The sequence below is a fragment of the Kineosporia rhizophila genome (assembly GCF_021277265.1).
Lineage (GTDB): Bacteria > Actinomycetota > Actinomycetes > Actinomycetales > Kineosporiaceae > Kineosporia > Kineosporia rhizophila.
On the sequence record NZ_JAJSOH010000001.1, the window covers coordinates 710,645 to 723,506 of the forward strand.

Annotated in this window: 12 protein-coding genes; 5 read left to right on the forward strand and 7 right to left on the reverse strand. The window is 69.3% G+C overall.

The window, feature by feature from the left end; all coding sequences use genetic code 11:
• The first annotated feature begins 26 nt into the window (after positions 1–26).
• Positions 27–533: a methylated-DNA--[protein]-cysteine S-methyltransferase gene (locus LWF15_RS35945; protein WP_269809432.1), complete on the forward strand. Its 507-nt coding sequence runs from the start codon at positions 27–29 to the stop codon at positions 531–533.
• A gap of 22 nt (positions 534–555) precedes the next feature.
• Here LWF15_RS35945 and LWF15_RS03250 read toward each other — a convergent pair whose 3' ends face one another.
• The 3 genes from LWF15_RS03250 to LWF15_RS03260 all read right to left on the reverse strand — a co-directional run bounded on the left by LWF15_RS03250 (position 556) and on the right by LWF15_RS03260 (position 3,253).
• Positions 556–1,953 (reverse strand): FAD-binding oxidoreductase, encoded by a 1,398-nt coding sequence (locus LWF15_RS03250; protein ID WP_232808816.1) that lies wholly within the window; start codon positions 1,951–1,953, stop codon positions 556–558.
• A gap of 153 nt (positions 1,954–2,106) precedes the next feature.
• Positions 2,107–2,844, reverse strand: coding sequence for a pyridoxamine 5'-phosphate oxidase family protein (locus LWF15_RS03255; protein WP_232808817.1), 738 nt, complete (start codon positions 2,842–2,844; stop codon positions 2,107–2,109).
• A 202-nt stretch (positions 2,845–3,046) separates the two neighbouring features.
• Positions 3,047–3,253 carry a hypothetical protein gene (locus tag LWF15_RS03260; protein WP_232808818.1) on the reverse strand — a complete coding sequence of 69 codons (207 nt, stop codon included), beginning with the start codon at positions 3,251–3,253 and terminating at the stop codon, positions 3,047–3,049.
• 345 nt (positions 3,254–3,598) lie between these two features.
• On the opposite strand from LWF15_RS03260, the gene LWF15_RS03265 reads away from it, so the two are divergent.
• Positions 3,599–4,450, forward strand: a complete 852-nt coding sequence (locus LWF15_RS03265; protein ID WP_232808819.1) for a patatin-like phospholipase family protein — start codon at positions 3,599–3,601, stop codon at positions 4,448–4,450.
• 10 nt (positions 4,451–4,460) lie between these two features.
• On the opposite strand, the gene LWF15_RS03270 is transcribed toward LWF15_RS03265, so the two are convergent.
• Entirely contained in the window at positions 4,461–4,820 is a 360-nt protein-coding gene (locus LWF15_RS03270) for a nuclear transport factor 2 family protein (protein ID WP_232808820.1), read from the reverse strand.
• Between the two features lie 22 nt (positions 4,821–4,842).
• Here LWF15_RS03270 and LWF15_RS03275 point away from each other — a divergent pair, with 22 nt between their 5' ends.
• Positions 4,843–5,193, forward strand: coding sequence for a TraR/DksA family transcriptional regulator (locus LWF15_RS03275; protein ID WP_232808821.1), 351 nt, complete (start codon positions 4,843–4,845; stop codon positions 5,191–5,193).
• 48 nt (positions 5,194–5,241) lie between these two features.
• Here the strand turns inward: LWF15_RS03275 and LWF15_RS03280 are convergent, their stop codons facing one another.
• Positions 5,242–6,894 carry a glutamate--tRNA ligase gene (locus LWF15_RS03280; protein ID WP_408622485.1) on the reverse strand — a complete coding sequence of 551 codons (1,653 nt, stop codon included), beginning with the start codon at positions 6,892–6,894 and terminating at the stop codon, positions 5,242–5,244.
• Positions 6,895–7,211: 317 nt separating this feature from the next.
• On the opposite strand from LWF15_RS03280, the gene ileS reads away from it, so the two are divergent.
• Together ileS and LWF15_RS03290 are read left to right on the forward strand one after the other, a co-directional pair.
• Positions 7,212–10,388: an isoleucine--tRNA ligase gene (gene ileS / locus LWF15_RS03285; protein ID WP_232808823.1), complete on the forward strand. Its 3,177-nt coding sequence runs from the start codon at positions 7,212–7,214 to the stop codon at positions 10,386–10,388.
• Between the two features lie 112 nt (positions 10,389–10,500).
• The gene (locus tag LWF15_RS03290; RefSeq protein WP_232808824.1) at positions 10,501–10,872 is read left to right on the forward strand and encodes a hypothetical protein; all 372 of its coding nucleotides are present in this window, start codon (positions 10,501–10,503) and stop codon (positions 10,870–10,872) included.
• Here LWF15_RS03290 and LWF15_RS03295 read toward each other — a convergent pair whose 3' ends face one another.
• Together LWF15_RS03295 and LWF15_RS03300 are read right to left on the reverse strand one after the other, a co-directional pair.
• Complete coding sequence (locus tag LWF15_RS03295) at positions 10,873–11,943, reverse strand: inositol-3-phosphate synthase (RefSeq protein WP_232808825.1); 1,071 nt, start codon at positions 11,941–11,943, stop codon at positions 10,873–10,875. It lies immediately after the preceding gene.
• Between the two features lie 62 nt (positions 11,944–12,005).
• Positions 12,006–12,611, reverse strand: a complete 606-nt coding sequence (locus LWF15_RS03300) for a helix-turn-helix transcriptional regulator (protein ID WP_232808826.1) — start codon at positions 12,609–12,611, stop codon at positions 12,006–12,008.
• Positions 12,612–12,862: the final 251 nt, after the last annotated feature.

Below are 12,862 nucleotides of genomic sequence, written 5' to 3' on the forward strand. Positions count from 1 at the left end.
CTCGGGCGGCCGCGTAGCCTCGGGCCATGCCCATCAGCTGGTCCGTCCTGCCCAGCCCGGTCGGGGATCTGCTCCTGATCAGCCAGGACGCCGCCCTCACGGGGTTGTTCTTCAGCCCGCACAAGGCCTCGCACAAGCACTGGGACGAGGTGCGCGCCAGCGGCGTCGAGAACCCGCAGGAACCGGTGATCGCCGCCACCCGCACCCAGCTCACCGAGTACTTCGCCGGTGACCGCACCACCTTCGACCTGCCGTTGCAGCCGGCCGGCACGGGATTTCAGCTGCGGGTGTGGGAAAGGCTGCGGCTGATCGGCTACGCCCGCACCGCCTCCTACGGCGACATCGCCGCCCAGCTCGGGCTGGTGCCGGGCGCCTCCCGGGCGGTGGGCCTGGCCAACGGGGCGAACCCGATCTCGATCATCGTGCCGTGCCACCGGGTGATCGGCGCCAACGGCTCGCTCACCGGATACGGCGGCGGGCTGGAACGTAAGCGCTACCTGCTCGACCTGGAACAGGGCAGCGCCCTCTTCTGAGCGCCGGTCCGCTGCCGAGGGTCTACTTCCGGGTCTCGACCGGGTCGGGGAGCATCCGGCCGGGCGAGAGGATGCCCTCCGGGTCGAGCGCCTGCTTGATCGCCCGCATCGCCGTCATGTCGGCCGAGCTGCGGGTCAGCGGCAGCCAGCGCCGGTTGGCCAGGCCGATGCCGTGCTCGGCGCTGATGCTGCCGCCCAGGGAGGCGACCAGGTCCAGCACCGCCTCGGTGACCGCGCCCTGGGCGTCCTCCTCCACCGCGTTCAGCAGGTTGACGTGCACGTTGCCCTCGGCGATGTGCCCGAACAGGATGGGCACGGCGTGCCGGGCCACCGAGCGCACCACGGCCGCCAGCCGCCGCTCGAACACGGTCAGCTGGTTCAGCGGCAGGGCCACGTCGAGCTTGACCGGCACCCCCTCGGCGCTGATCGCCTCGGTCTGCAGCTCACGCAGTTCCCAGAGCCGGCGGCGGTCGGCCGCGGTGGACACCAGCACGACGTCGCGTACGCAGTCCAGCCCGGCCAGCAGCTCGGTGAGCTCTTCCAGGGTGTCCGGCCGGCCGTCGTCGTCGGCCAGGTCGAAGAGCAGGTAGAGCGGGTGCGGGCGGTCGAACGGCCGGGCCAGTCGCTCGTGCTCGAGCACCAGCTGCAGGCCGTCGTGGTGGAAGAACTCGGCGGCCTCGAGCCCGGTGAACTCGTGCTGCACGGCCCGCAGCACGGTGAGCGCGTCGTCCACCGTGCGCACCGCCACCAGGGCCGTGCCGACGATCTTGTGCGGGCGGATCAGGTCGAGCTGGACGGCGGTGATCACCCCGAGGGTGCCCTCGCTGCCGATCATCAGCTGGACCAGGTCGTAGCCGGTGTTGTCCTTGGACACGCCGGACATCCGGCGCACCACCGAGCCGTCGGCCAGCACGGCCTCCAACCCGCGGATCCGGAACCGGGCGGCGCCGTGGCGCATCACCCGCTCACCCCCGGCGTTGGTGGCGGCGATCCCGCCGACCGTGGCGGTGTCGCGGGCGGAGAAGTCCAGGCCGATGTCGAGACCCGCGCTGCGGGCGGCCCGCTGGGTCTGGGCCAGGGTGGCCCCGGCGCCGGCCATCAGGGTGCGGCCGAGCGGGTCGAGCGGGCCGACGGAGTCGAGCCGGGTGAGGCTGAGGACGACCTCGCCGTCCTGCGGCACCCCGGCCCCGACCAGCCCGGTGTTACCGCCCTGGGGCACCAGCGGGACCCCGGCGGCGGCGCAGGCGCGGACCACCGCAGAGACCTGGGCGACCGTGGCCGGCCGGACCACCGCGAGCGGTTTGCCGTGCCAGCGTCTCGTCCAGTCCTGCGCGTAGGGCGCGACCGCGTCCGGATCGGTGACGACGTGCGTGTCCCCGACGATCTCGCGCAGGCCGGCGAGCAGGTCCACTGCGGGCATCCCTCCTAGTACCACGGTGACGTGGTGGCGGCGGTGCTTGCGGTGCGCACCCGGACGGCTACCGTCCGGGATGTCGCATTCCTCCGCGCGCGACTTTAGCGTGCGGACCGGCACCGGCCGGAGGGCCGGACCACACGTTCCGCCAATGGAGAGTTACCTGTAACCCTGTGGTTTCGCAGAACGGTTGTAGTTCGCCAGCTGAGCCGGTACCTGCCGGTCGTAGGGCAGGTCGGGCGAGGGGAACGGCGGGCCGTAGCTGTTGCGCACGCTGATCACGCCGGCCCAGTGGTGCAGTGCGAGGTCTTCCTCGGCGTCCTGCGGCGGACCGGTCCGGCTCTTCAGGGCCACGTCCTCGAGCGGGAGGCTGATCAGCACGATCTCGTCGAACTCGGCCGTCGTCGGCGGCCGGGAGTGGTTGGACCGCCCGGCCACCAGGTGCTCGACGACCGCGTCGAGCCCGGCCAGCTTGGCCTGCGGGTCCTTGACCAGGCTGCCGGTGCCGCGCACGACGATGCTGCGGTAGTTCATGGTGTTGTCGACCTTGGCCCGGGCCAGCACCAGGCCGTCGATCAGGGTGACGGTGACGCACAGCTTGAGGTCACCGTCGGCGGCCAGCTCGGCCAGCCGGGACCACTGGCCCACCCGCAGGAGCAGTTCCTCGCCGACCCGGGCGTGGATGACGGGGACGACGATCGGGTCACCGCTGTCGATGTACGCGACGTGGCACATGAACGCCTCGTCCAGCGCCGAGTTGATCGCCTGAGCGTCGTAGCGGGTCTGGTCGCTGCGGCGGGTGTAGGTGGGCAGCTGGTCCTCCGCCGCCACGGAGTTGCCCGCGTTTACCGCGTTGCCCGAGTTCCCGGCACCGGCAGTGTTCGGTTCGGTCGTCATACGTGCCGACCCTGCCCGACCCGGACTACCTTCGCCAGTTTCGTCACCGCACCGGTTGCTTTCGTCACTCTTGGCATTCTTCCGGTCACCACCCGCCATCGACTGCCGTTCCAGTCTCGCCGAGGAACTGCATGGGCGCAGGCGCAGACCGCGGCGACGGACGAATCCGTCGCCTGCCGGTCACCTGCCCGTCACCTGCCCGTCACTTGCTCGGTTCGGGCACCTTGCAGTCGACCTTCGGGTTGGCACCCATGTAGTTGAGCGGGCCGGCGATGATGCTGACCGCGATGGTGCCGGCGTCGGAGCAGCTCACGTCCGGGTCCTTCTCGCTGTCGAAGTAGCCCCGCTGACCGGAGGCCAGGACACCGATGAGGAGCCAGACCACGATCACCACTGTCAGGATTCGCATCGCTTCCTCCGAGTGTCGACGCCGATTCTTCGGTCGGCCGGGAAAAGCCGGATGAATTCCGGCCTTCCGGACCTGACCGCTGATGATCACGATAGTGACGGTCGGGGATTGCGCCACTTGTGATCAACACCGGCCGCGTCGCGGCCCCCCGGACGGGCGGGATGCGCGTCAGGGCAGCGGCATTCAGCGACTGGCGAACCGTCTTCCGACCTGGTCCGCCCTGTCCTCCGAATTGTGGACAGCCCGCACGACGTGCCACCCGGACTTGGCGGCGGACTCTGGGCCAGCCTTAACAACCGTCCTAGAATCGGGACTGCATTCGGGCCACGAGCGGGGGGCGGACGGGTGAGGAACGACCAGCGGGCCCTCGTTCTGGCCGGGGGCGGAATCACCGGGATCGCCTGGGAACTGGGCATGATCGCCGGTCTGGCCGAGCTGGGGGTCGACCTCTCCGCGGCCGACCTGGTGATCGGCACCTCGGCGGGCTCGGTGGCCGGGGCACAACTGCGCTCGTGCACCCCGATCGACCGGCTCTACGCCGAGCAACTGCGTGAGGTGCGGGGCGAGGCCCCGGCCCATCCCGGCCGGCGCACCCTGTTGCGGCGTGCGCTGATCGGCATCACCCCGGGCACCCGCACCAAGACCCGCCGGCGCATCGGCCGGGCCGCGCTGGCCACGCGCACCGTTCCGGAGAGCGACCGGCGCACGGTGATCGAGAGTCGGCTGCCCGAGCGCACCTGGCCGCAGCAGCCGTTCAAGGTCACGGCGGTCGATGCGGCCACGGGCGAGTTCGTGGTCTTTGACAACGATTCCGGGGTGCCCCTGGTCGATGCGGTGGGGGCCAGTTGCGCGGTGCCGATGGTCTGGCCGCCGGTCACGATCAGGGGGCGCCGCTACATCGACGGCGCCGTGCGCTCCTGGGCCAACGCCGACCTGGCCGAGGGCTACGACCGGGTGGTGGTGCTCGCCCCCTTCACCGCCGTGCTCCGGCGGGGCGGACGGGTACAGTCCCAGCTCGACGGCCTGGGCCCGCAGGTGCGCAAGGCGGTGATCGTGCCGGACGCGAACACCCGGCGGGCGATGGGTTCCAACCCGTTCGACCCGGCCTTCCGGTCGGATGCGGCGAAGGCCGGCCGCTCGCAGGCCCGGCTGGTACGTGACACCGTTGCCGTCGCCTGGGGTGAGCCACCCCGCTGATCACCGCTGATCAGGGGCGGGGGTGCTCCATCCAGTACTCGGTGAACTCCCGGCAGCGGCCGTCCCGGTCCAGCCGGATCACCCACAGGTTGCTGAAGGTCGTGGCCGGATAGCGCGTGGTGGCCCGCACCACCTGCACGTCTTCGGTGCAGGAGACGATGTCCCAGTCCATCGCGAAGGAACCCGGAACATCGCCCCGGGCAATCCATCCCGCCACGATCGCCTCCCGCCCCACCCACGGCTGCGCGTAGGGAGCGGTGAAATAGCGGGCGTCGGAGGCGAAGATGCCCCCGATGTCGTCCGGAGCGTTGCTCTGCCAGGCCCGCAGATAGGCGGCGATCCAGCTACCCAACATCGCGGCGTCGGCCATGGCGCTTTTCTACTCTGTCGGGATGGACGAGCGACAGGCAATTCTGGCCCAGGCGCTGCAGGAGAACACCGAACTGCTGAGCGCGCTGGAGCGGGACCACGCCCGGATGGTCGAGGCGTCGCTCGACTCCAACGCCGACGACGAGCACGACCCGGAGGGCGCGACCATCGCGTTCGAGCGGGAACAGCTCACCGCCGCCCTGACCCGCACCCGCGCCGCCCGGGCCCGCATCCACGAGGCGCAGGCGGAACTGGCGGCCGGTCGTTACGGCATCTGCGCGGGCTGTGGGCAACCGATCGCGGTGGAGCGCCTGGAGGCGCGGCCTCTGGCCACGCACTGCATCAACTGCGCCAACAACAACGGACGTCCGTGAGCCCCTTTCGGGGCCCACAAACGTCCATTGTTGGAAGGGTTTTGAAACTCAGCCGGCCAGGGTGCGCAGGCGACGCAGCACCTCGTCCTGACCCAGCACCACGGCCACGGCGTGCAGGTCGGGGCTGCGGGTGGAACCGGTCAGCGCAACCCGGACGAGCTGCGAGGCCTCACGGATCGAGCCGGGGTAGGCGTCGGGGTTCTTCTTGAACTCCTTCGGGCTGGGCGCGAAGTCGTTCTTGGCCGCCGCCTCCCGGATCTGGTTGAACCACTCCGGCTGCTCGTCCAGGTGCTGGTAGCCCTCGACGAACGTGTTCATGAACGCGGTGACCACTTCGGGCGCCAGGTTCAGGCCGGCGACCCGCTCGTCGGCGGGACCGGCGACCGGGGTGAACAGCGCGGGCAGGAAGAAACCGTACTGCGGGCCGAAGTCCGACCACTTGCGCAGGTCCTTGCGGGGGTTCTCGACGCCCTCGCGCTCCACGCCGATCGCCTTCACCGCGTTGTCCCGGTCGGCCTTGAGCACCTCGGCCAGCTGGGCGTCGAACTGCTCGGCCCAGGCCAGCACCTGCTCGTAGACCTGCTCGGAGCTGAGCGTGGCGATGTAGTCGGCGCTCATCCCCTCCAGCTTCACCAGGTCGACCAGCGGCCCGGCGACGCCGAACTGGTCCAGCTCGAGCGGGGTACGCAGGGCTTCGTCCAGGGGGAGCTCAGCGAGCCGACCGTTGGCCAGACCCCGCAGGTAGTACTGCACGGCGGGGGCAGGGAAGCCCTGCTCGATGTAGAACTCGACGCCCGCTTCCGGGTCTTTGCGCTTGGACAGCTTGCGCTTGCCCCCGGGGATCATCTTCATCAGGGGGGCGATGTGCGCGTAGGTGGGGCGCTCGAAGCCCAGCGCGTCGAACAGCTGCAGGTGCAGCGGCACCGAGCTGATCCACTCCTCACCCCGGATGACGTGGGTGACCCGCATCAGGTGATCGTCCACGGCGTGCGCGAAGTGGTAAGTGGGCAGGCGCGGACTGGTGGACGAGCTCTTCAGGATGACCGCGTCGTTGCGGTTCGCCTCGTGCTGCAGCTTGCCGCGGATCGCGTCCTCGAAGCTGACCCGGCGCTCGCCGTCTTCCGGGGCCTTGAACCGCACGACGTAGGGGCGGCCCTCGTCCAGCGCCTTCTGCACGTCCTCGTCGGCGGCCTTGCGCCAGATCGCCCAGCGACCGTAGTAACCGGTCGGCGCCTTGGACGCCTCCTGCCGGGCCCGGATGTCGGCCAGCTCCTCGGGGGTGGCGAAGCACAGGTAGGCCTTGCCCTCGCGCAGCAGCTCACGCACGAAGGTCAGGTACAGGGTCTCGCGCTGGGACTGGAAGTACGGGCCGTACTCGCCGCCGGCCAGGGCCGACTCGTCCGGCTCGACGCCGAAGTACTCGAACGCCCGGGTGAACTGCTCGGCCGCGCCCTCGACCTCACGGGCCTGGTCGGTGTCCTCGACGCGGAGCAGGTAGTGGCCACCGGTGCGGCCGGCCAGGTCCTTGTTGATCATGCCGACGTAGAGGCCACCGATGTGCACCGAACCGGTCGGGGACGGGCCGAGCCGGGTCACCATCGCACCTTCCGGCAGCTGCCGGGGCGGGTACTTCTGTTCCAGCTCGGCCGGGGAGGGGAGGTCGGCGGGGAACAGGGAGTCGATGACCTGACGGTCAAGCATCATGAGTCCAGTCTGTGTATTCCTTAAATGCGTCGCATCAACTGTAGTGCTGGCGTCGTCGCCTTCCCACTTGCCGCTCTGCGTATAGTTGACAACAGCGGCTTCGACCCGGCCATCACCGGTGAGCCTCCGGAAGAACAGAGGGCTGTTCCAACCGCCCTCCTACTAGACCCGGACGTCCTCGGCGCACGTCACAGCGTCTTCGAGCGGCATCCGTCCCCCGGGACAGGTGCAAGCGGGGTGGTACCGCGGAGCCACGTGCTTCGTCCCCGCATGAGACCCGAAAGCTCATGCGAGTGACGAGGAGAGTCCTTCCGATGGCCGAACCCACGTTCGCCACCCCCTTCGCCGGCCTCCCCACGCGGATCGATCTGCCCGCCACGGATCACAAGATCATCGAGTGGTGGAAGCAGAACCGGATCTTCGAGCGCACGCTGGAGCGCACGAAGGACGGCGCCCCGTGGGTCTTCTACGAAGGCCCGCCGACCGCCAACGGCGCCCCCGGCACCCACCACGTCGAGGCCCGGGTGTTCAAGGACCTCTTCCCGCGCTACCGCACGATGAAGGGCTACGCCGTACCCCGCCAGGCCGGCTGGGACTGCCACGGTCTGCCGGTCGAGCTCGCGGTGGAGAAGGAGCTCGACCTCAAGGGCGGCAAGCCGGACATCGAGAAGTTCGGGATCGCGCCGTTCAACCAGCGCTGCCGCGAGTCGGTGACCCGTCACGTCGGTGAGTTCGAGAAGCTCACCGAGCGGATGGGCTACTGGATCGACCTGGAGAACCCCTACGAGACGATGTCCCCGGAGTACGTGGACAGCGTCTGGTGGTCGCTGAAGAAGATCTTCGACGACGGCCGGATGAGCGAGGACTTCCGGGTCACCCCGTACTGCCCGCGCTGCGGCACCGCACTGTCCGACCACGAGGTCGCGCAGGGCTACGAGAACGTCAAGGACCCCTCGGTCTACGTCCGCTTCCCGCTGGTCGAGCCGCTGGCCGGGCACGCCGACGCCGAGCTGCTGATCTGGACCACCACCCCCTGGACGCTGGTCTCCAACACCGCGGTCGCCGTCCACCCGGACGTCACCTACGTGCTGGCGAAGAACGACAAGGGGACGTTCGTGGTCGCCCAGCCGCTTCAGGCGGCTGTGCTGGGTGAGGACGCCGAGGTGCTCGCCGAGTTCCCCGGCCGCGACCTCGAAGGCGCGCGCTACACCCGTCCGTTCGATCTGATCGAGATCCCCGACGCGCACCGGGTGGTGCTCGCGGAGTACGTGACCACCGCGGACGGTACGGGTCTGGTGCACCAGGCGCCCGCGTTCGGTGCGGACGACCTTCTGGTCGCCCGGGCGAACGAGCTGCCGGTGGTCAACCCCGTGGCCGGGAACGGTCACTTCAAGGACGAGGTGCCGCTGGTCGGCGGGCTGTTCTTCAAGGACGCCGACGAGCCGCTGATCATGGACATGAAGAAGCGCGGCGTGCTCTACCGCTCGCAGCGCTTCGAGCACTCCTACCCGCACTGCTGGCGCTGCCACACGCCGCTGATGTACTACGCGCAGCCGGCCTGGTACATCCGCACCACCACCGTGCGACAGGAACTGCTGCGGGAGAACGAGCAGACCAACTGGCACCCGGAGCACATCAAGCACGGCCGCTTCGGCGACTGGCTGGAGAACAACATCGACTGGGCGCTGTCCCGGTCGCGCTACTGGGGCACCCCGCTGCCGTTGTGGCGGTGCGAGGACGAGCACGTCACGGCGATCGGCTCACGCAGGGAACTGGGTGAGCTGATCGGCCGGGACCTCTCCGACCTGGACCCGCACCGTCCGTTCATCGACGAGATCACCCTGCCCTGCCCCACCGAGGGCTGCGGGAAGACCAGCACGCGGGTGCCCGAGGTGATCGACGCCTGGTACGACTCCGGCGCGATGCCGTTCGCGGCGATCGGCTACCCGCACGTCGAGGGCAGCGAAAAGGCTCTGGAGAAGCGCTATCCGGCGCAGTACATCTGCGAGGCGATCGACCAGACCCGCGGCTGGTTCTATTCGCTGATGGCCGTGGGCACCCTGGTGTTCGACCGCTCGCCGTACGAGAACGTGGTCTGCCTGGGTCACATCATGGCCGAGGACGGCCGCAAGATGAGCAAGCACCTGGGCAACATCCTGGCGCCGATCCCGCTGATGGACGCGCACGGCGCCGACGCGCTGCGCTGGTTCATGGCCTGCTCCGGCTCGCCCTGGAGCCCGCGCCGGGTGGGCCCGGGCCCGCTCGACGAGATCACCCGCAAGCTCCTGTCCACCTACTGGAGCACGGCCTCGTTCTTCAGCCTCTACGCCAGCCACGTGAACTGGGACCCCTCGGCCGCCCGGCCGGCGGGCGAGCGCAGCACCCTGGACCGCTGGGTGCTGGGTGAGCTGCACGCCCTGGCCCGTGACGTGGACCAGAAGCTGGAGAACTACGACACCGCCGGAACCGGGCGCGTGCTGGGCGACTTCGTCGACGACCTGTCCAACTGGTACGTCCGGCGCTCGCGGCAGCGGTTCTGGGAGGGCGACATGGACGCCCTGGTCACCCTGTACGAGTGCCTGGACGTGCTCACCCGCCTGCTGGCCCCGATCGTCCCGTTCATCACCGAGGAGGTCTGGCAGCTCGTCGTGCGGCCGGGCAACACCGACGCCCCCGAGTCGGTGCACCTGGCCGACTGGCCGGTGGCCGACGAATCGCGGATCAGCGCAGCGCTTTCGGAGGAGGTGCGGTTCGCCCGCAACGCCGTGGAAGCCGGCCGGGCCGCTCGTAAGGCAAGCAAGGTGCGTGTGCGGCAGCCGCTTTCGGCCGCGTTCGTCGGACTTCCGGGCAGCGTCACGCTCTCCCAGGCGCTGCTCGACGACATCGCCGAAGAGCTGAACGTGAAGAAGCTCGACACCCTGGCCTCGGCCGGTGCGGTGGTCGACGTCGAGGTGAAGCCCAACTTCCGGGCCCTGGGCAAGCGTTTCGGCAAGCAGACCCAGGTGGTGGCCAAGGCCCTGTCGGCGCTGCCGGCCGAGGACGTGGTGGCGGCCCTGCGCTCCAGTGGTGCGGTGCAGGTCGAGTTCGAGGGTTCGCCGGTCGACATCACCTCGGAAGACGTTGTGGTGACCGAGCTTCCGCGCTCCGGCTGGGTGGTGGAGACCCAGCGCGGCGTGACCATCGCGCTGGACACCGAGGTCACGCCCGAGCTCGAGGTGGAGGGCCTGGCCCGCGACGTGGTCCGGGTGGTGCAGCAGGCCCGGCGCGACGCCGACCTGGACATCTCCGACCGGGTCCGGCTGGTGCTCACCGCGCCCACCGAGGTGCTGGACGCGGTGCGTGCGCACGAGCAGTTCGTGCTCGGCGAGGTGCTGGGCGACTCCGTCGAGCTGGCCGAGCACACCCCCGACGGCTCCCCCGACGCACTGTCGGGCGGCTTCGGCGGGATCGTGGGCGAGGTCGAGGTCACGGTGTCGGTGACGAAGGCCTGATCTTGCAGTAGAACCCGACAGGGGACGTCGGTGAGGACTCGGGATCGAGTCTCACCGGCGTCCTTTGTTGGGTTTCGGGGTTTTTCGCATCCCCGAGCCCTAGGCTCCGGTTGTGAGCATGCTGCTGGACACCGTCATCTTCGGGCTTCTGCTGCTGGCCGCCGGACTGCCGCTGACCGTCTTCCTCGGCGCGTGCGCCGGCCTCGTCTGGCTGCGGCTCGACCGGGTGCCGGGCTGGTTCTTCCTGGTGGGGATCGCGGTGTGCGCGGCGGTCTGGGCCGGTACCGAGATCTGGACGGCCGGGATGGACGAGAGCGACCCGGAGATCGTGGTCGGCCTGTTCGTCTGGCTCAACGCCCTGGTCGCCCTGCCGGCACTGGCGATCGGCTGGCTCGGGCAGCGCCGGTTCGGAGGGCGCGGGTTCGGGCGGCGCAAAAGCGAGCGGCCGGACAGCGTTTCCGCTGCCCGGCCGCTCGTGCCCTGATCAGGCTTCGCCGCGGATGAACTTCTCCACGTCTTCCTTGGCCTGACGGTCCTCGACCTGGACCGGCGGGGACTTCATGAAGTAGGCGGAGGCCGAGACGACCGGGCCGCCGACGCCACGGTCCTTGGCGATCTTGGCGGCGCGCAGGGCGTCGATGATCACACCGGCCGAGTTCGGGGAGTCCCAGACCTCGAGCTTGTACTCCAGGTTCAGCGGGACGTTGCCGAACGCGCGGCCTTCGAGGCGCACGTAGGCCCACTTGCGGTCGTCCAGCCACTGCACGTAGTCGCTCGGGCCGATGTGGACGTTGCGGGCGCCCAGGTCGTGCTCGATGTTGCTGGTGACGGCCTGGGTCTTGGAGATCTTCTTGGACTCCAGGCGGTCGCGCTCGAGCATGTTCTTGAAGTCCATGTTGCCGCCGACGTTCAGCTGGTAGGTGCGGTCCAGCACCACGCCGCGGTCTTCGAACAGCTTCGCCATCACGCGGTGGGTGATGGTGGCGCCGACCTGGCTCTTGATGTCGTCACCGACGATCGGCACACCGGCGTCGATGAACTTCTGCGCCCACTCCGGGTCGGAGGCGATGAACACCGGCAGGGCGTTGACGAACGCCACGCCCGCGTCGATCGAGGCCTGCGCGTAGAACTTGTCCGCGTCCTCGGAGCCCACCGGCAGGTAGCTGACCAGGACGTCGACCTTGCGCTCCTTGAGCACGGCGACGACGTCGACCGGCTCCTCGGGCGACTCCTCGATCGTCTCGCGGTAGTACTTGCCCAGGCCGTCGAGGGTGTGACCGCGCTGCACGGTGACGCCGGTCGGCGGCACGTCGGCGATCTTGATGGTGTTGTTCTCGCTGGAGTTGATCGCGTCCGCCAGGTCGAAGCCGACCTTCTTGGCGTCCACGTCGAACGCCGCGACGAACTCGATGTCACGCACGTGGTAGTCGCCGAACTGGACGTGCATCAGACCGGGGACGGTGCCCTGCGGGTCAGCGTCGGAGTAGAAGTGGACGCCCTGCACGAGCGAGGACGCGCAGTTACCTACGCCGACGATGGCAACGCGGATGGACATGCGTTTCTCCTTTTGGTTCTAGCGGGATCGTGATCGGTGAGCGGGAGCCAGGCTGGGGTCGGCTACCGGTCACCGTCGTCAGGGGGGTGGGTCATGTTGCTCGCCCGCTCGGTGTCGATGAGCTCCGAGAGCCACCGCACCTCGCGGTCAACGGATTCGAGTCCGTGCCGCTGGAGCTCGAGCGTGTACTGCTCGGCACGTTCCCTGCTGCGCTGCATGGACTGCCGGTAGCCCTCGCGCCGTTCTTCCAGCCGGCTGCGCCGGCCCTCCAGGATCTGCAGGCGGGTGACCGCGTCGGTCCTGGCGAAGAAGGCGAAGTGGACGTCGAAACGCTCGTCCTCCCAGGCCGCGGGGCCGGGATGACTGACCAGGGACTGGAAGTGTTCCTTGCCCTCGGCGGTGAGCTCGTAGACGATCTTGGCGCGGCGGCCGCCCAGGGGTGATGCCGGGGCGCCCGTCTCGACCGTGACCGGTGTGCCGCCGGCCTCGCGGATCCACCCCTGGGCCAGCAACGACTTCAGGCAGGGATAGAGCGTGCCGTAGGACAGCGCCCGGAACGGGCCGAGCAGGGCGTTGAGCCGTTTGCGCAGCTCGTAGCCGTGCAGGCCGGACTCCTGGAGCAGACCGAGGACGGCCAGCTCGAGGACGTCGCCGCGACGACGGCTCATGCCGGTACCTCCTCTTCCCTGTTCCACGAGCGGACGGTGCGGGTGTGTGGTGGGTCTTCCGCGTCCGTTACATCGACCCAATGTATCGGAGCGATATATCCGAGCTTCCAGATGAAGATACGACGGAGTTAACCCCGGGACAAGGCCGGGTGGATCACAGTCAACGTGGGCAAAGAAGCCAGGTTGGTCACACCCAAAGCCGCTCTGGGCGCAGACGGCCCACAGTCCGACCCCTTACCCTCGTCACCGGC